At 69.6% G+C, this 18001-nt stretch carries 21 protein-coding genes; 12 read left to right on the top strand and 9 right to left on the bottom strand.

Translation table 11 applies throughout. From position 1 onward, the window contains the following. From DK459_RS04760 to DK459_RS04740, 5 genes are all read right to left on the bottom strand, one after another. Positions 1-546, bottom strand: coding sequence for a cysteine hydrolase family protein (locus tag DK459_RS04760; protein WP_049054241.1), 546 nt, complete (start codon positions 544-546; stop codon positions 1-3). Positions 547-610: 64 nt separating this feature from the next. Next, positions 611-1186: a GNAT family N-acetyltransferase gene (locus tag DK459_RS04755; RefSeq protein WP_054443707.1), complete on the bottom strand. Its 576-nt coding sequence runs from the start codon at positions 1184-1186 to the stop codon at positions 611-613. Between the two features lie 77 nt (positions 1187-1263). Then, positions 1264-1911, bottom strand: coding sequence for a glutathione S-transferase family protein (locus DK459_RS04750; RefSeq protein WP_006385036.1), 648 nt, complete (start codon positions 1909-1911; stop codon positions 1264-1266). Between the two features lie 24 nt (positions 1912-1935). Next, positions 1936-2409, bottom strand: a complete 474-nt coding sequence (locus DK459_RS04745; protein WP_006385035.1) for an OsmC family protein — start codon at positions 2407-2409, stop codon at positions 1936-1938. 202 nt (positions 2410-2611) lie between these two features. Then, entirely contained in the window at positions 2612-3361 is a 750-nt protein-coding gene (locus DK459_RS04740; RefSeq protein WP_006385034.1) for an IclR family transcriptional regulator, read from the bottom strand. A gap of 84 nt (positions 3362-3445) precedes the next feature. Here DK459_RS04740 and DK459_RS04735 point away from each other — a divergent pair, with 84 nt between their 5' ends. The 11 genes from DK459_RS04735 to DK459_RS04685 all read left to right on the top strand — a co-directional run bounded on the left by DK459_RS04735 (position 3446) and on the right by DK459_RS04685 (position 13417). Further along, on the top strand, positions 3446-4414 hold the full coding sequence (locus DK459_RS04735) for a tripartite tricarboxylate transporter substrate binding protein (protein WP_024069578.1): 969 nt from the start codon (positions 3446-3448) through the stop codon (positions 4412-4414). 7 nt (positions 4415-4421) lie between these two features. After that, positions 4422-5288, top strand: a complete 867-nt coding sequence (locus DK459_RS04730; protein WP_110134499.1) for an amidohydrolase family protein — start codon at positions 4422-4424, stop codon at positions 5286-5288. Between the two features lie 26 nt (positions 5289-5314). Beyond that, positions 5315-6310, top strand: a complete 996-nt coding sequence (locus DK459_RS04725; RefSeq protein ID WP_081004585.1) for a tripartite tricarboxylate transporter substrate binding protein — start codon at positions 5315-5317, stop codon at positions 6308-6310. A 37-nt stretch (positions 6311-6347) separates the two neighbouring features. Further along, positions 6348-7031 carry an RraA family protein gene (locus tag DK459_RS04720; RefSeq protein ID WP_006385031.1) on the top strand — a complete coding sequence of 228 codons (684 nt, stop codon included), beginning with the start codon at positions 6348-6350 and terminating at the stop codon, positions 7029-7031. Then, entirely contained in the window at positions 7028-7975 is a 948-nt protein-coding gene (locus DK459_RS04715; protein ID WP_024069581.1) for an NAD(P)-dependent oxidoreductase, read from the top strand. The genes DK459_RS04720 and DK459_RS04715 overlap by 4 nt, the downstream gene beginning before the upstream one ends. Before the next feature lie 11 nt (positions 7976-7986). Further along, positions 7987-9057, top strand: a complete 1071-nt coding sequence (locus tag DK459_RS04710; protein WP_006385029.1) for a cyclase family protein — start codon at positions 7987-7989, stop codon at positions 9055-9057. A gap of 70 nt (positions 9058-9127) precedes the next feature. Further along, entirely contained in the window at positions 9128-10078 is a 951-nt protein-coding gene (locus DK459_RS04705) for a tripartite tricarboxylate transporter substrate binding protein (protein ID WP_006385028.1), read from the top strand. 59 nt (positions 10079-10137) lie between these two features. Next, positions 10138-11136 carry a tripartite tricarboxylate transporter substrate binding protein gene (locus DK459_RS04700; RefSeq protein WP_024069582.1) on the top strand — a complete coding sequence of 333 codons (999 nt, stop codon included), beginning with the start codon at positions 10138-10140 and terminating at the stop codon, positions 11134-11136. A gap of 16 nt (positions 11137-11152) precedes the next feature. After that, positions 11153-12070, top strand: a complete 918-nt coding sequence (locus DK459_RS04695; protein WP_024069583.1) for an SMP-30/gluconolactonase/LRE family protein — start codon at positions 11153-11155, stop codon at positions 12068-12070. Positions 12071-12203: 133 nt separating this feature from the next. Beyond that, a complete protein-coding gene (locus DK459_RS04690; RefSeq protein ID WP_006385025.1) occupies positions 12204-12629 on the top strand; it encodes a copper resistance protein NlpE in 426 nt (141 codons plus the stop codon). Positions 12630-12670: 41 nt separating this feature from the next. Beyond that, positions 12671-13417, top strand: coding sequence for an ABC transporter substrate-binding protein (locus DK459_RS04685; RefSeq protein WP_006385024.1), 747 nt, complete (start codon positions 12671-12673; stop codon positions 13415-13417). A 151-nt stretch (positions 13418-13568) separates the two neighbouring features. On the opposite strand, the gene DK459_RS04680 is transcribed toward DK459_RS04685, so the two are convergent. From DK459_RS04680 to DK459_RS04670, 3 genes are all read right to left on the bottom strand, one after another. Beyond that, complete coding sequence (locus DK459_RS04680; RefSeq protein WP_020928519.1) at positions 13569-13901, bottom strand: zinc ribbon domain-containing protein; 333 nt, start codon at positions 13899-13901, stop codon at positions 13569-13571. A 22-nt stretch (positions 13902-13923) separates the two neighbouring features. Beyond that, positions 13924-15153, bottom strand: a complete 1230-nt coding sequence (fmdA, locus tag DK459_RS04675) for a formamidase (RefSeq protein WP_024069584.1) — start codon at positions 15151-15153, stop codon at positions 13924-13926. Between the two features lie 198 nt (positions 15154-15351). After that, positions 15352-15969, bottom strand: coding sequence for a class I SAM-dependent methyltransferase (locus tag DK459_RS04670; RefSeq protein WP_006385021.1), 618 nt, complete (start codon positions 15967-15969; stop codon positions 15352-15354). A gap of 136 nt (positions 15970-16105) precedes the next feature. Here DK459_RS04670 and DK459_RS04665 point away from each other — a divergent pair, with 136 nt between their 5' ends. Continuing rightward, on the top strand, positions 16106-16462 hold the full coding sequence (locus tag DK459_RS04665; RefSeq protein ID WP_006385020.1) for a hypothetical protein: 357 nt from the start codon (positions 16106-16108) through the stop codon (positions 16460-16462). A 55-nt stretch (positions 16463-16517) separates the two neighbouring features. Here DK459_RS04665 and DK459_RS04660 read toward each other — a convergent pair whose 3' ends face one another. Next, positions 16518-17999 carry an aminotransferase class V-fold PLP-dependent enzyme gene (locus DK459_RS04660; protein WP_024069585.1) on the bottom strand — a complete coding sequence of 494 codons (1482 nt, stop codon included), beginning with the start codon at positions 17997-17999 and terminating at the stop codon, positions 16518-16520. Positions 18000-18001: the final 2 nt, after the last annotated feature.

Here is an 18001-nt window from a genome sequence, read left to right as displayed (position 1 = left end):
CTACCTCGCCTGGCCGAAGGCAATGTCGGCCGCCGGCACGGCGGCGATCTTCACGCCGAAGCTGGTCATCGACGAGAGCGTGGTGTTGTGGTGCGCGCGGATCTGCGCGCCTGGCGCGTGCGGCTTGTCCTGGGTGGTGTGGGCGTCGGCCGCCAAGGTGACCGGATAGCCCAGCGCCGCGGCGCGGCGCACGGTGGTGTCGACGCAGAATTCGCTGGCGTAGCCGCACACCACCAGCTGCGTGACGCCCGCCTGCGACAAGGCCTCGCCCAGGCCGGTGCGCAGGAACGAATCGGGGGTGGTCTTGCGTATCCGGATGTCGCCGTCGGCCGGCCGCAGGCGCGTATCCAGCTGCCATCCGGGTTCGCCTTGCGCCAGCGGGCTGCCGGCCGCCTCGTGCTGCACGTAGACCACGGGCGCGGCGGCGGCGCGGGCGCGCTCGGCCAGGTCGTTGATGCGCGCCAGCACGGCGCTGGCATCGGCGGGTTCAGGCGTGGTCTCGAACAGGGCGCGTTGCACGTCGATCACGATCAGGGCGGACGTCATGGTTCTCTCGGAAAAAGTGGGTCGCGGCCCGGCAAGGCCGGGCCCACGGGAACGGAAAGGCGGGCTAACCGCATTCGGCGCCGACCAGCGCGGGCGGCCAGATGCGCGCGTACATCCAGAAATGGCGCGGCTCGCCGCGCACCTGCCGGTAATGGTGCAGCAGCCCTTCGCGGTGGAAATGGCAGCGTTCCAGCACGCCGGCCGAGGCGGTATTGGTGTCCAGCACCGTGGCCTGCACTCGCGCCAGGCCCAGCGTCTGCAGGGCCCACGCGGTCATGGCCTCGCAGGCCCGCGACGCGATGCCGCGGCGCCAGTGCGAAGGCGCGAGGTCGTAGGCGATTTCGGCGCGACGCGCGCCCGGCGCGATCTCGTTGAACCCGATCGTGCCGATCAGGCGGTCGTCGGCCTCGACGATGGCCAGGCGCACGCAGTGGCTGGCGGCAGGGTCGGCATAGCCGCGGATCAATGGCGCCAGCGCGTCCGGGCCGTCCAGCTGCCAACTGGTGTGGCGGGTCACGTTGTCGTCGCGCAGATAGGCATACCAGTGTGTCGCGTCGGTGTCGCGCAAGGGACGCAGGCGCAGGCCGGCGATACCCAGGTCAGGCGCGCGTTGCGGCCAGTCGGCAAGAGGCAGGAGCATGGGGAAGCCACGTCGCAAAGATAGTGCCGGCGCGCCTTCGCGCCGGCCATGGGACAGCTTAACAGGCCAGCGCGCCCTCAGAAATCCAGCCGGCCCTTCAACTCGCCGAACGGCACCATGACGTGTTCGCGGTAGGCGGGGCGTTCGCGCAGGCGCTCGTACCACGCCCGCACGTGGGCCAGGGGCTCGTGGTCGATGTCCAGCTCGTAGTAGCGGTACAGCGCGGTGGCCGCGGGAATGTCGGCCAGCGTCAGCGCCTGGCCGTCCAGGTAGGGCTGCGCGGCCAGCACCGCATCGAGCTGGCGCAGGCAGGCATGGGTGGCGGCCAGGCTGCGCGCGATGGCCGGCAGGTCGCGCTGCGCTTCGGGGGTGCGGTAATAGCCCCAGAACACGCCGGCCAGGAAGGCCGGCTGCAACGCGGTCTGGGCCCAGTCCATCCAGCCATCGGCGCGCGCGCGTCGCGCCGGATCGGCCGACCAGAAGGCGTCGGCGCCATGGCGCGCGGCCAGGTAGCGCAGGATCGCGTGCGACTCCCACACCACCGTGTCGCCGTCGCGCAGCAGCGGCACCCGGCCATGGGGATTCATCCGCAGGAAGTCGGGCGTATCGAGCAGCCCGAACTGGCCGCCGGCCGGCACGTGCTCATACGCCAGGCCCAGTTCGCCCGCCAGCCACAGGACCTTCTGCACGTTGAAGGAACTGCGCCGGCCCCAGATCGTCAGCATCGCAAGCCCCCTTCGAGTGGCGCGTCAGCCGGCCACGACGATGCGCGGCTCGCACAGCACGGGAAAGTTGACCGAATTGGCGATGAAGCAGAAATGATGCGCGCGGGCATGCAGGGCCTCGGCCAGGCCGGCGTCGCCGCCCGCGGCGATGATGACCTCGGGCCGTAGCGTGACCGAGACGAAGGCGCCGCCGCGTTGCGGATCTTCGCGCATGACACCTTGCGCGTCATCGCGGTAGGCCGTGACGATGATGTTCTCGACCGCGCAAAGGTGCAGATACCAGAGCTTGTGGCAGGCCGACAGCGAGGCCACCAGCAGGTCCTCCGGATTCCAGCGCGCCGCGTCGCCGCGGAATGCGGGATCGGCCGAACCGGCGATATCGGGCTTGCCCGGCGACTGGATCACGTGGTCGCGGGCATAAGCGGTGTAGCTGGCGGTGCCCTTGCCGGTATTGCCGGTCCAGGTCACGCCGACGTCGTAATGGTGTTCGCCTTTCATTGCGGCTTCCTCGCGGCGCGCCACGCCGGCGCGCAAAGATAGATAGCGTAGCGCATGCGTCGGGCGGGGGACGGCGACGAGCGCTGCCGCCGATGAGCGTAGCGCGGGCCGCCTCGGCGCGGCGCGCCGATACGGCCAGGATGGCGGGCGGCGGCGGACATGCGGGCCACGGCGCAAGGCCTGGCCGGTCGCCGCAGCGGCGTCAGGCCCCCTGCCCTTGCCGCGCCCCCATCAGCGAGCGCGACAGGCGGCTGGCCGCGGCGAGGATCGGCTCCTTCAATTCATGCAGCACGCTTTCGCCCAGGCGCGAAATCGGCCCCGAAATACAGACAGCTCCCTGCAGCGTCCAGTTGATGCCATAGACCGGCGCGGAGATGCTGGAGACCTCGGGATCGCGTTCCCCCAGCGACACCATGTAGCCGGCGCGGCGCACCGATTCATACGGTTCGCCCGGTTCGCCGGAAAAGGCGAGCAGCACGCGGCCCGGGCTGCCCAGTTCCAGCGGCAGGGCCGCGCCGACGCGCACGTGGTGCCGGATCGACTTGGGGCCCTCGACCCGCGCCATGCAGATGCGCTGCTTGCCTTCGCGCACGTAGAACGTCGCGCTTTCGCCGGTTGCCGCCGACAGCTCGCGCAGGATCGGCTGGACCACCTCGACGATGTTGAAGGTGGCCTGGTAACACGCGCCCAGCCAGCCGGCGGCGCGCGCCAGGCGCCAGGTGCCGTCGGGCCGCTGCGCCAGGTAATCGTCCATGGCCAGCGTGCGCGCCAGCCGCAGCACGGTGGAGCGATGGCAGCCGGTGCGCCGGCTCAGTTCCGCCAGCGAGAGATGGGGGTCCTCCACGCCAAAGGCTTCGAGGATCCGCATCGCGCGGCGCACCGCCACTACGCCCTCTTCGCCCGGCGCGTCGGGGGATTCCGGGGTCAGGTCATCGTTCGTCATATGAAACATGTTCCGTTGTATAAACTCGTATTGTATTAGGTGGAACATCCCTCGACAATTCCTCCCATCAAAAACAAACATCGGAGACAAAACATGAAGCCGTTCGCACGCTTGCTATCGGGCCTGGCCCTTGTGTGCATGAGCAGCCTGGGCGCGGCCCAGGGCTACCCCGACAAACCCATCCGGCTGATCGTGCCGTTCCCGCCCGGGGGCGGCACCGACGTGCTGGCCCGCGAAGCGGCGATCAAGGTGGCCGGCAACACCGGCTGGAACATCGTCACCGAAAACCGGCCCGGCTCGGGCGGCAACATCGGCGTGGACGCCGTCGCCAAGTCGGCGCCGGACGGGTATTCCCTGGTGCTGGGCCAGACCAGCAACCTGGCGATCAACCCGACGCTGTACGCCAAGCTGCCCTACGACCCCGAGAAGGACCTCACCGCCATCGGCCTGGTCGCCGATGCGCCGCTGGTGATCGTGGTGCCGGCCAACTCGCCGCTCAAGACCTTCGAGGACATGATCGCGGCGGCCAAGGCCAAGCCGGGGACATTGAACTTCGCCAGCTCCGGCAATGGCACGGTGGCCCACCTGGCGGCGGTGCAGTTGCAGAACGCGGCGGGCATCCAGCTCACGCACATCCCCTACAAGGGCGCGGCGCAGGCGTCCAACGACCTGATCGGCGGGCAGATCGACATGTATCTGTCTTCCGTGCCGACGCTCATCGGCCACGTGCGCAACGGCAAGATGCGGGCGCTGGCGGTGACCTCGGCGCAGCGCGTGCCCGACATGCCCGACGTGCCCACCATCGCCGAGCGCGGCTTCCCCGGCTTCGAGGCCGTGACCTGGTTCGGCCTGGCCGCGCCGGCCGGCACGCCCAAGGACATCGTGCAGCGCCTGAATGCCGAGTTCAACAAGGCGCTCCAGACGCCGGAGCTGCGCGTCAAGTACCAGGAACAGGGCGCGCGCGTGCTCACCGACACCCCGGAAGCGTTCACCAGGCTGATCCACGACGACCGCATCCGCTGGGGCAAGATCGTCAAGGACTCGGGCGCGAAGGTGGAGTGATCCGGCCGTGGCTGCCCTTTACGCCTACTCCAGCGGCGACGCCAGGCCGGCCACCGCCGCCCCGCCCGGGGCGTGCGACTGCCACCTCCACGCGTATGACGCCCGCTACCCGACGATGAAGGGCGCAAGGCTGCTGCCGCCGGACGCGTCCATGGCGCAGTACCGCGCGATCCAGGCCCGCCTTGGCATCCAGCGCGCGGTGCTGGTCACGCCGTCGACCTATGGCGCCGACAACCGCCCCATGCTCGACGCCTTGGCGCAACTGGGCGAGCAGGCGCGCGGGGTGGCGGTGATCGATGGCAGCGAAAGTGACGCGCAACTGCAAGCCTTGCACGACGCTGGCGTGCGCGGCATCCGGCTCAATCTCTCGCTGGGGGTCACTAGCACCATCGACCAGGTGCTGCCGCTGGCGGCGCGGGTCGCCCCGCTGGGCTGGCATGTGCAGTTGCTGATGCCGCCCGAGCGGCTGGCGCAACTGGATGGCCTGCTGTCGGCCCTGCCGGCGCCGATCGTGTTCGATCACATGGCCCGCATCAGTCCGGCGCAGGCCGGCGCGCATCCGGCCCATGCCCTGGTGCTGCGCCTGCTCGGCCAGGGCCGCGCCTGGCTCAAGCTGTCGGGCGGCTACCTCGTCAGCCCGCGCCACAGCGTCGAGGATCCCGCGCTGGACGCGCTGGCCCGCGGCTATCTCGACGCCAATCCCGAACGCATCGTCTGGGGCAGCGACTGGCCCCACGCCTCGGCGTCGGCCGGCATGCAGCCCATGCCCGACGACGCGCGCCAGCTCGATCGGCTGGCCGACTGGGCCGGCAGCGCCCGGCTGCGCCAGGTCCTGGTGCACAACCCGGCGACCCTGTACGGCTTTGCGGCATGAATACCAGAACAACACGGAGACAACGCATGCAGACCTCTTACTTCCTCTCGCGCCGGCGCTTCCTCGCGCTGGGCGCGGCCGTGGCGGCCGGCGCGGCCTTCGGCGCGCGCGCCGCGCAGGATTGGCCCGGCGGCAAGGCCATCACCTGGGTGGTGCCCTATCCGGCCGGCGGCAGCACCGACGTGCTGGGCCGCGCCATCGCGCAGCAACTGGACGCGCTGCTGGCCACGCGCGTGATCGTCGACAACCGTCCCGGCGCCACCGGCACCATTGGCGCAGCCCGCGTGGCGCGCGCCGAGCCGGACGGCCTGACGCTGCTGGGCACCTCGATCGGACCCCAGGCGATCGCGCCGCACGTGCTCGGCAAGCTGACCTATGACCCGGTGGCGGACTTCGCGCCCGTCATCATGATCGGCACCATTCCCCATCTTCTGGTGGTGGGCAAGGAGCAGCCGTTCCACACGGTCGCCGACCTGATCGCGGCCGCGAAAAAGGCGCCCCAGAGCCTGGCGTATGCCTCGGGCGGCACGGGCACGATCCTGCACATGCAGGGCGAGCTGCTGCAGCAAAAGAGCGGCGCGCGGTTCCTGCACGTGCCCTACAAGGGCGACACGCCCGCGCTGCAGGACACGCTGGCCGGGCAGGTGCAATTCGCCTTCATTCCCGCGGCGGCCGCGCTGCCGCACGTGCAGACCGGCGCGCTGCGCGCGCTCGCCGCCACGTCGGCGCGGCGCCTGCCGGCCTTGCCGCAGGTGCCAACCATGGCCGAGGCCGGCTTCAGCGATTTCGTGGTGGAGCAATGGCAGGCCGTGTTCGCCCCCGCCGCCACGCCCGCGCCCGTCATCGCCCGGCTCAACGCCGGGATCGGACGCGCCTTGCAGAGCCCGGCGCTGACGGCGCTGGCCGAGCAGCTCGGCATCACGCTGGCCGGCGGCACGCCGCAGGCCCTGGACACCACCCGCAGGGCGGACTTCGACAAATGGGGCAAGGTCATCCGCGACGCCGGCATCAAGCCGGCCTGACCCTGCCCTTCCGACTCTCACCTCCACAGGAACACTCATGGCAAACCAGGACATCATCAAGGACTTCCCGCGCGTCGGCGCCGACATCGTGCGCCGCGCGGCGGCACTGCAACCGGCCATCCTGGCCGACGTGGCCGGCCGCCGCGGCGCGCTCAGCGGCCGCATCCGCCCGCTGCACCCCGGCATGAAGCTGGCCGGCACGGCGCTGACGGTGGAAGTGCGCCCCGGTGACAACCTCATGATCCATGCCGCGATTTCGCTGGCCAAGCCGGGCGACGTGCTGGTGATCGACGGCAAGGGCGACCTCAGCTCGGCGCTGATGGGCACCATCATGATGAACGCCTGCCGCAAGCTGGGCATCGCCGGCGTGGTGATGGATGGCGCGGCGCGCGATAGCGTGGAGATCATCGAAATGGACTATCCGGTGTTCGCCGCCGGCACCAACCCGAACGGCCCCACCAAGAACGTGCCCGGCCGCATCGGCCATCCCGTGTCGGTCGGCGGCGTGACCGTGCATCCCGGCGACTTCGTCATCGGCGACGCCGACGGCGTAGTGGTGGTCGAACGCGAGAAAATCGAAGGCCTGCTGCCGGCCGCCGAAAAGAAGGTGCGCGACGAGGCCGCGCGCATCGCCGCGATCCAGGCCGGCGACACCGAGGCCAAGTGGCTGACGGCCGCGCTGCGCGCCGCCGGCGTGCTCAAGGAAGGGGAAGCGCTGTGAACAACATCGCCACAGGCAAGGCCGCCATCGTCGTGACCGCGGCCGACCTGGCCCCGGAAGCCGTCGCGCTGCTGCAGGATTTCAATCTGGTGTTTGCCGGCAAGACGCCCAGCGAAGAGGGCATCGTGTCCTTGTGCCGCGAGCACAACCCGGTTGCCATCATCGTGCGCTACAGCAAGGTGGGCGCCGCCGCCATGGACGCCGCGCCCGCGCTGCGCGTGATTTCCAAGCACGGCAGCGGCACCGACACCATCGACAAAGCCGCCGCCGCCCAGCGCGGCATCCAGGTCGTGGCCGCCGTGGGCGTGAACGCCGCCGCCGTGGCCGAGCATGCCCTGGCGCTGCTGCTGGCCTGCGCCAAATCGGTCGTGGGCCTGGATGGGCGCATGCGCGCCGGACACTGGGACAAGTCGACGCACAAGAGCCTGGAACTGGACGGCAAGACCATCGGCCTGGTGGGCCTGGGCGCCATCGGCCGGCGCATGGCCGCCATGGCGCACGGCCTGAACATGCGCGTGATCGGCTTCGATCCCTACGCGCGCGATCTGCCCGAGTACATCGCCAGCGTGCCGCTGGACGCGATCTGGCGCGAGGCCGACGTGGTGTCGCTGCATTGCCCGCTGACCGACGAGAACCGCGGCCTGGTCAATGCGGCGACGCTGGCGCAGTGCAAGCCTGGCGTGGTCCTGGTCAACACCGCGCGCGGCGGCCTGGTCGACGAAGACGCGTTGCTGCAGGCGGTGCGCTCGGGCCAGGTGCGCGCCGCCGGCCTGGACAGCTTCGCCGTCGAGCCGATGACGGCCGGCCACCCCTTCCAGCAGGAGCCGCGCATTCTCCTCAGTCCGCACGTCGGCGGAGTGACCAGCGCCGCCTACGTCAACATGGGCGTGGCCGCCGCGCGCAATGCGCTGGACGTGCTGGCCCGCGCGGCCGCCCCCGCCTGAGGAGCCGCGCCATGCCGCAACGATGGAAGCATGCGCCGCCGGACAGCAACTGGGGCGAATTCGGACCCGACGACCAGCGCGGCCGCATGAATCTGGTGGACCGCGCCAAGGTGCTGCAGGGCATCGCGGAGGTCCGCGAGGGCCTGACGTTCTGCCTGTCGCTGCCGCTGGACGTGCCGGGCGGCATGGCGCTGAACCCGCGGCGCCTGCCGCCGCAGCGCTACGCCACGCTGCGCGATGGCAAGAGCGCCGGGGCCCAGGGCTTTTGCTGGTCCTACGCGTCGGAAGACCCGCTGCTCACGGACGTGGTGTGCGACGACGTGCTGCTGATGAACACACAGTATTCCACCCAGTGGGACAGCCTGGCGCACATGGGCAGCCGGTTCGATGCCGATGGCGACGGGCAGGCCGAGGCGGTGTTCTACAACGGCTTTCGGGCCGGCGCCGAAATCCTGGCGGCCGCGGAGGATCCGCAAGCCGTGGCGGACTGGGCCCGCTTTCCCGGCCCCCGCGCCGGGGCGCTCGGCATCGAGCAACTGGCCGAACATGGCGTGCAGGGCCGCGCCGTGCTGATCGACCTGGAGGCCCATGTCGGCCGCACGCGCACCGCCGTGGGCTACGACGCGCTGATGCGCATCCTGGAGGCCGACGGCGTGGCCATCGAGCCGGGCGACATGGTGTGCCTGCACACCGGCTTCGGCGACACGCTGATGTCGATGAACCGCCAGCCCGACGTCGCGCGCCTGCACGCCACCGGCAGCGGCCTGGACGGCGACGATGCGCGCCTGCTGCGCTGGATCGTCGACACGCGCCTGGCGTGCCTGATTGCCGACAACCCCGCCGTCGAGCTGGTGCGGCCGGTAGCCCTGGGGGGCGCGGCCACGCCGCTGCGCCGCCCGCGCCTGCCGCTGCACGAGCACTGCCTGTTCAAGAACGGCATCCACCTGGGTGAACTGTGGTGGCTGACGCCGCTGGCGCGCTGGCTGCGCGCCAACGGGCGCCACCGCTTCCTGCTGACCGCGCCCCCGCTGCGCCTGCCAGGCGCGGCCGGCTCGCCAGCCACGCCCATCGCCACGGTCTGAAACGCTGAAAACCGCAAACCAGGCGCAGCCGCCGGCACAGGCGGCGCGCTTTCCACAAGGAGACGATCTCGTGAAACTGTTCCGCCTTTTACCCCTGGCGCTTGCGTTCTGCGCCAGCGTGGCCGCCGCCGACTACCCCGACCGCGCGCTCAAGCTGGTGGTGCCCTATTCCGCCGGCGGCGCCGCCGATGCCCAGGCCCGCCTGGTGGCCCAGAAACTGGGCGCGCGCCTGGGCCAGACCGTCGTGGTCGAGAACAAGCCCGGCGCCAGCGGCACCATCGGCGCGGCCAGCGTGGCGCACGCCGCCGCCGACGGCTACACGCTGCTCTACGACGCCACGGCGTTCGCCATCAATCCCTCGCTCTACAAGAAACTCAGCTACGACAGCCGGCGGGATTTCCTGCCGATCTCGCTGATCAGCCTGACGCCCAACCTCCTGGTGGTGCCGGCGCAGTCGCCCTACCAGCGCATCGAAGACCTCACGACCGCCGCGCGCAAGGGCCACCTGACGTTCGGCACGCCCGGCCAGGGCACCGCCCAACACATCGCCGCCGCCTGGTACGCGCAGGGCAACAAGCTGGAACTCACCCACGTCCCCTACAAGGGCGGCGCGCCGGCGCTGACCGACCTGATGGGCGGCCAGATCGACATGATGTTCAGCAACATGGCGGCGTCCTACCCGCTGGTCAAGAGCGGCAAGCTGCGCGCGCTGGCGATCACGTCGCCCGAGCGCATCGCGGCGCTGCCCGACCTGCCCACCGTCGCGGAGAGCGGCGTGCCGCAGTATTCGGTGTACGAGTGGAATGGCGTGCTGGCGCCGGCCGGCGTGCCGCCCGAGGTGGCCGCGCGCATCGAGCAGGCGTTGCGCGCCACGCTGCAGGACCCGGCGCTGCGCCACAGCCTGCAGGAACTCGGCGCGCAGCCGGTGGGCTCGACCGCCGCCGAATTCCGCGCCTTCATCGACGACCAGATGGAACGCTCGGCCCGTATTCTGGCCGAGGCCGGCATCCACAAGGAATGACGCGGCCAGCGAGGGCTCAAGGCCGAATGACATTCCCGCATAAAAACAGAGGACGACAAATGAATCACCGTAATCGAACCCGCTTCTCGCCCCGGCGCGCCGCGCTGCTCGTCGCGGCCGCCGCGACACTCCTGGCGGGCGGCGTGGCCCATGCCGCCGACGCCTGGCCCAACCGCCCCGTGCGGATCGTGGTGCCCTACGGCCCGGGCGGCGCGGTCGACGTGGCCACGCGCAAGGTCGCGCAGATGCTGTCGACGCAGACCGGCCAGAGTTTCGTGGTGGAGAACAAGCCCGGCGCGACCGGCACCATCGGCGTCAGCCAGGTGGCCCGCGCGCCGGCCGATGGCTACACGCTGGTGGCCAACGACACCACCTATTCGCTGCTGCCGCACATCTTCAAGAAACTGCCTTTCGATCCGGCGGCGGACCTGCAGCCGGTCACGGCCTTCATCTTCGCGCCCATGGCGCTGGCGGTGGCGGCCGACAGCCCCTATCGCACGCTCGACGACCTGCTGGCGCGGGCGCGCGCCAAGCCCGACTCGGTGACGTACGGCTCGGGCGGCGCCGGCACCACGCCGCACTTTGCCGCCGAAGGGCTGGCGCGGGCGACGGGCGTGAAATTCATGCACGTGCCGTTCAAGGGCGCCGCCGAAGCCACGCAGGCGGTGCTGGGCAAGGTGATCGACTTCCAGTTCGCCTCGACCACCGGCCTGATGGGGCCGGCGCAGGGTGGACAGTTGCGCCTGCTGGCCGTGAGCGGCGCCAAGCGGCTGGCGGTGCTTCCCGACGTGCCGACATTCGCGCAGGCTGGCGTGAAGGATTTCGGCGTGGTCAACTGGACCGGCCTGTGGGCGCCCAAGGGCACGCCGCCGGAAGTCACAGAACGCCTGCAACGCGAAGTCACCAAGGCCATGGCGTCGGAGGAAATGCAGACCTTCGCCACCAAGATGGGCGCCGAGCCGCGCGCCGCCGACGCGGCGGAATTCGGCCGCATCCTGGCCGACAGCAACGTGATGTGGGGCAACGTGGCCCGCAGCATCGGCTACGACGCCAAATAGACACCGAGGAGACGCCATGTTTTTCCCGCAACCGCCCCAGGTGGCGCAATTGGACGCATGGAGCGCCATGCCCGACAACTTCCGCCGCCCCCAGCGCAGCGACTGGGCCGACGCCAACCGCGGCGGCGCGCCGGTCGATTCGTTCCTGGAAGGCCCGGTGTTCGATCGCCACGGCAACCTGTACGTCACCGACATTCCGTGGGGGCGGGTGTTCCGCATCGGACCCGACGGCCAATGGTCGTTGGTGACAGAATACGACGGCGAGCCCAACGGCATGAAGTTCCTGGACGACGGCCGACTGCTGATCACGGACTACAAGAATGGCCTGATGGTCCTGGACGTGGCCAGCGGCCAGGTCGCGCCCTACCTGGCCCGCCGCAACAGCGAGCGCTTCAAGGGCGTGAACGACCTGATCTTCGATGCGCACGGCAATATCTACTTCACGGACCAGGGCCAGAGCGGCCTGCACGATCCCAGCGGCCGGCTGTACCGCCTGCGCCCCGACGGCCGGCTGGATTGCCTGCTCGACAACGTGCCCAGCCCCAACGGCGTGGCGCTGTCGCCGGACGGCAAGGTGCTGTACCTGGCGGTGACGCGCGGCAACTGCGTCTGGCGCGTGCCGCTGATGGCGGACGGCAGCGTCAGCAAGGTGAGCCAGTTCTTCACCTCGTACGGTCCCAGCGGCCCGGACGGACTGGCGGTGGACCGCGAAGGCAATCTGCTGGTCTGCAATCCGGGCCTGGGCTACGTGTGGCTGCTGAACCATCGCGCCGAGCCGGTGATCGTCTGGCGCAGCCCCAACGGCATGTCGACCACCAACCTGGCCTTTGGCGGCGAGGACGGCCGCACCCTGTTCTGCACCGAGTCGCTGACGGGCACCATCCTCATCGCCCGCGCGCCCCATCCGGGCCTGCTGGCCGCGGCCCCGCGCTGACGCGCTCCGGGCGACGGGCCCGGCGGGATCCCACGCATCCACGACGGGCGCGCCGCGCTTGCCTTTACATCCCGTTTCAGCAAGGATGGGCATGCGTCCGTATCGTGGGCGCACCGCAACACAGGAGCTCGCCATGATGAGAACCACCTTGACCTGCACCCTGACAGTCGCCCTGCTTGCCGGCTGCGCCCCCTCCAAACCGATCAGCGCGCGTTCCGTGCCCGTGGACAATCACACGGCGCGCGATTCGCTCGACTGGCCGGGCAGCTACGAAGGCACCCTGCCTTGCGCCGATTGCCCCGGCATCCGCACCCGCCTGACCTTGATGCAGGACGGCCGCTACGAGCGCGCCACCCAGTACCTGGACCGCGAGCCGCAGCCTGAAACGGTCGCCGGCACCTTCAGCTGGGAATCCGATGGCAGCACCATCCGCCTGGACGCCTCGGGCGACAGCCAGCGCTATTTCATCGCCGAGAACCAGGTGATCATGCTGTACCGCGACGGCACCCGGCCCACCGGCCCGCTGGCGCCGCACTACGTGCTGCGGCGCGCGCAATAGCGCCGCCGCGCCGGAAAATGCCCCCCAAGGAAGGAAGACCCATGAAGACCGATCACGAACTGCTCGACGCGTTTGCCCCGACCGGCGCGCTGCGCGCCTCCATCAACCTGGGCAATCCCATCCTTGCCAACACCCATCCCGACACCGGCGCGCCCGGCGGCGTGTCGGTCGACCTGGCCACCGAACTGGCGCGCCGGCTCGACGTGAAACTGGAGCTGGTGGTGTTCAAGTCCGCCGGCGAATCGGTCAACGCGGTCGCCGCCGAACAGGCTGACGTGGGCTTCTTCGCGATCGATCCGCTGCGGGGCGAACAGATCGCCTTCACCGCGCCCTACGTGGTGATCGAAGGCGCCTACCTGGTGCGCGACGATTCCCCCATCACCCGCATGGAAGAAGTGGACCGACCCGGCCAGCGCGTGGTGGTCGGCAAGGGCAGCGCCTATGACCTGTACCTGACGCGCGAGATCAAGCACGCCGAACTCTTTCGCGCGCCCACCTCGCCCGCCGTGGTCGACACCTTCGTGAAGGAAAACATGGAAGTGGCGGCCGGCGTCAGGCAACAGTTGGAGGCCGACGCGCACCGCCTGGGCGGCCTGCGCCTGCTGGACGGCCACTTCATGCTGATCCGCCAGGCCATGGGCGTGCCCAAGAGCCGCGGCGCCAAGGCGAGCGCGTACCTGGCCGCCTTTGTCGAAGCGATGAAGAAAAGCGGGTTCGTGGCCGAGGCGCTGGCGCGCCACAAGATCCAGGGCGCCGCCGTGGCGCCATTGGAAGCGGCGCCGCAATAAAAGGCAGCGTAGCCGCCACCCCGCTCGATTGCTCGCCGCGAGCCTTGCACGCGGTGGCATCACGCGCCTTGCCGGCCGCGCCGCCGCCTGCTGTGAACCGTCGCTGGCGGCCCGCAGCGCGGGCCGCCAGCGACAGGGATCGCAACCGCCGTCAGTGGCTGATCATCCAGGGCCGCGAACCGGCGAAGGACTTGGCGCCGTCGGGCGTGGCGCGGGTCTTGCCGGACCGGCGGGCGCCCGAACAGCAACCGCAGTTCATGCCGTGGCCCGAACGCGAGCTGCGCGGTTCGTTGGCGCTGCGTTCGTTGGCGGCATGGGCACGGTTGACGGCCGACGACAGCGCCGAGATCGCGGGCGCGCCGCCGACGATGCGGTTCGAGGCCGCGCCGCATCGCGGACAGTCGGCCGGGTCGCGCCACTGCGCCAGCGGCCGCAGCGCCGTGAATTCGCCGCAATCGGCGCAGGCGTAGTCATACATGGGCATGTCGGTCTCCTGCGCGCAAGGCCTAGCGGTCGCGCGACAAGGGCATGTCGATGCCGCCCTTGATGTGCTTGACCGGACCGGAGGCCGACGGCTGGATGTCGAAATCGAAGATCTCGGTCGGCAGCCACAGCGTGGCGCAGGAGTTGGGAATGTCCACCACCCCGCTGATGTGCCCCTGCACCGGCGCCGTACCCAGTATCGAGTACGCCTGCGCGCCCGAATAGCCGAACTTCTTCAGGTATTCGATGGCGTTCAGGCAGGCCTGGCGATAGGCCACGTTCACGTCCAGGTAGTGCTGCTTGCCGCCCTCGTCCACCGAGATGCCTTCGAAGATCAGGAAGTCCTTGTAGGCCGGCGTGATCGGGCTGGGCTTGAAGATCGGGTTGAGGATGGCGTACTTGTCCATGCCGCCCTTGATCAACGTGACGCGCATGTGCACCCAGCCGGCCATTTCGATGGCGCCGCAGAAGGTGATCTCGCCGTCGCCCTGCGAGAAGTGCAGGTCGCCCACCGACAGGCCGCCGCCCTTGACGTAGACCGGAAAGAACACCCGCGCGCCGCGCGACAGGTCCTTGATGTCGCAGTTGCCGCCATGCTCGCGCGGCGGCACGGTGCGCGCGCCCTCGGCCGCCGCGCGGTCGCGGTCGGCCCCTTGCAGCGCGCCCATGTGCGCCGTCTTGGGCGCGGGCGGATTGGCCAGCGGCGGCACGCGGTTCGGGTTGGTGTCGATCAGCGCCTGCTCGCGCTGGTTCCAGGTGTCCAGCAGCTTCTTGTCGGGCAGGCAGCCGATCAGGCCGGGATGGATCAGGCCGGCGAAGCTGACGCCCGGGATGTGGCGCGACGAGGTGAACATGCCATGGAAATCCCAGATGGATTTCTGCGCATGGGGGAAATGGTCAGTAAGGAAGCCGCCGCCATTGTTGCGGCTGAAGAAGCCGTTGAAGCCCCACAGGCTGTCGGGCTTGGCGCCGATGTCCAGCAGGTCCACCACCAGCAGGTCGCCGGGCTCGGCGCCTTCGACGCCGACGGGGCCGGACAGGAAGTGCACGGTGGAAAGGTCGACGTCGCGCACGTCATCGGCGCTGTCGTCGTTCTTGATGGCGCCGCCGGTCCAGTCGTAGGTCTCCAGGATGAAATCGTCGCCGGGCTTGACCCAGACGGCCATCGGGATATCCGGATGCCAGCGGTTGTGGATCTGCTTGTTTTCGTAGGGGGACTGGGCCAGGTCGACCTGGATGAGGGTATCGGTCATTCTCTTTCATCTCCAACGCAACGTGTTGATAAAACAGAACTTGCCATCAGGGGCCGGCCAAGGTGCCTGACGTGCCGGGGCGCGTCGCCAGCGACTGATTCGTCATGCACGGTAGGACAGTTTCGGGCGACGGTAAACTGGGTTTTTTCACAGTGAAGCCGTCACACGCCCCTTCGACACCCGGCCCCGGTCCGAGCCTCAGCCACTCTTGCGGCAAAAGCAGTAAACGTGCCGATAGGGATCGTCGACCATGTGGCGCGAAGCGATCACCCCATCGATGGCGGGCACGAACTCTTCGAATTCCGGGCTCACTTCGACCGGAAACGGCGTGCGCTCCGGCAGATCGTTGTAGCCCAGCACCAGCACGCCGCCAGGCCTGAGCACCGCGTGGCATTGCGCCAGCAGGCGGCGCAGGCCGGCCTCGCCGTCAATGCCGAAGCCAAGCAGGCCGTTGGCGACCACCACATCGAAGGCGTCCGCGCCATAGTGTTCCGCCATGTCGAGCGCATCGCCGATCCGGTGCAGCCCCGGCCGGCCGTAGACCGCATTGCGCGGCGAGATATCCAACGAATGGAAGGTCGCGCGCAGCAGCCTGGGATAGTGCCAGTTGTGCTTATCCAGGCCGAGGAACAGCAACTGTTGCGGTTCGCGCTGTAAGGCGGCCAGCCGGTTCAGATAGGCGAACACGCGCGTCTCGAGAAATACCCGGCTGGGCGTATCCAGCCTGAAATCGATTCCCACGCGTTCGGCCAGAACAGGCGACAGCCTGAACAGCGCCCGATTGGCGATATATTTCAACTTGCGCAACTTGCGCATCACATTCCCTCCTGCTCCGAGGGAAAGCAATATGCTTTGCGCACGCGGACCTGCCTATTGGACTGGTCCGATATTGCACGACAGTTATGATGCGTCCATCGCATTCGCGGCCGGCCCGCAACGGAAGTCCCAGTCCATGTTCCCGCTTCGCCCCCTGTCCGCCCTTTTCCTGTTCGCCTGTACCCTGCCGGCCCACGCGGCCGAGGAATGCGTGGCGCGGTTCGACGCGGGCGTGGCCCGCTACCAGGAAGCCGTGGGCGTGCAGAAGGGGCGCGAGACGGCCAACTGGCAGGAACTGAACGGGCTGCTGTGCCAGGGGCGGCTGGACCTGCTGGACATGGAGTTCGCGCTGGTCGACGACTACGAACAATGCGCGCGCAACGGCGGGAAGTTTCCCGAGCAGACCGCGCGCGCGATGCAGGACCGCTCGGACAACCTGGCCGCGCGCAAGAGCGCGTGGATCGACACCTGCGGCCCCTACATGAAGCAATAGCGCGGCCGCCGCAACGCGCGGGCGGGCTCCGCGCGCTTCGCAACGGCCAGGCGCGTCAGGCGGCCGTTGCCGCCGCCGCGGGCCGCGGGAAGAAGATGGCGCGGGCGGGGTCGAAGTCGTAGCGGTCTTCGAACTCGGTGGCGTCCGCGGCCAGGGCCAGCACCGAATCGAGGATGAAATCGGCCTTGGCGTCCGACAGCAGCACGCTGAAGTTCAGGCGGATGAAACCCGGCTTTTCGATCTCGCGGCCGTCGAGGATGGCCTGGCGCATGCGCGCCGATTCGGCCTCGTCGATCTCCAGCAGATGATGCACGTAGGGACCGGCGCAGGCGCAGCCGCCGCGGGCCTGGATGCCGAAGCGGTCGCTCAGCATGCGCGTGACCAGTTGCTGGTGGACGTAGCCGCCCTGGCCGTTGCGCACGCGGAACGAGAAGATCGGCAGGCGCGGCGCGCTCAATGAACCCAGCAGTTCCAGGCGGGGATGGTCCTGCCAGCGGGCCAGCGCGCGCTGCACGAAGGCGGCGTTGCGCCGCGCCATCAGGTCGGCGCCCAGCGCCTCCTTGACCAGCAGCACCAGCGCGGCGCGGATGTCGCCGACCACGTTGGGGGTGCCGGCCTCTTCGCGCGCTTCCAGGCTGGCGCTGTAGTCGTGGTTCATGGGCGAGACGAACTTGACGGTGCCGCCGCCCGGGAAAGTGGGCGTGGTCGGCACGACCGCGTCGCGGCGCACGATCAGGATGCCCGAGGCGCCGGGCCCGCCGATGAACTTGTGCGGCGAGAACACGATGGCGTCGATGGGCGCGTCGGGCGCGGGCGTCATGCGGATGTCCAGGTACGGCGCGCCGCCGGCGTAGTCCCAGATCATCCGGGCGCCGGCGCGCTTGACGAGGCGCGTGATCGCTTCGACGTCGGCGATGATGCCGGTGACATTGGAGGCGGCCGACAGCGCGCAGATGACCAGCGTGCCCGCCGGCGCTTGCAGCGCGGCGTCGAGCTCGTCCAGGTCCGGCCCGCCCTGCGCACTTTCGGCCAACACCACGATATCGGCGCCGCATTCACGCCACGGCAGGATGTTCGAGTGATGCTCGTAGGGGCCCATGACGACGCGCACCTTGCGGCCCGCCGCCAGCGCGGCCGGCACGCCCAGCAGGTGCACCAGGCGGTTGATGCCCATGGTGGCGCCCGAGCCGGAGAAGATCACGGCATGCTCGTCGCCCGCGCCGCAGCAGCGGCCGACCACGGCGCGCGCCTCGCGCCGCAGGCGCGTGATGAAACCGCCGCAGAACGAGGCCTCGGTGTGCGAATTGGCGTAGTACGGCAGCACGTGCTCGAGCACGAAGCGCTCGACCTGCATGAGCGCGCGGCCGGAAGCCACGTAATCGGCGTAGACCAGCGGCTTGAGGCCGAACGGGCCTTCGATGACGGCGTCCTTGCCGATCAGGCCGTCGGCCAGGCTGGCGATGATGTCGGGGGATTGCAGGGATTGCTGGAACTGGCGCAACGGCCCTGTGGCGGCCGGGGTCGCTTGGGTGGACATGG

Source organism: Achromobacter sp. RW408, from assembly GCF_003184165.1.
GTDB classification, from domain to species: Bacteria; Pseudomonadota; Gammaproteobacteria; order Burkholderiales; family Burkholderiaceae_B; genus Achromobacter; species Achromobacter xylosoxidans.
Note: the sequence above shows the minus strand (reverse complement) of the source record. Positions and strands in the feature narration are given on the sequence as shown.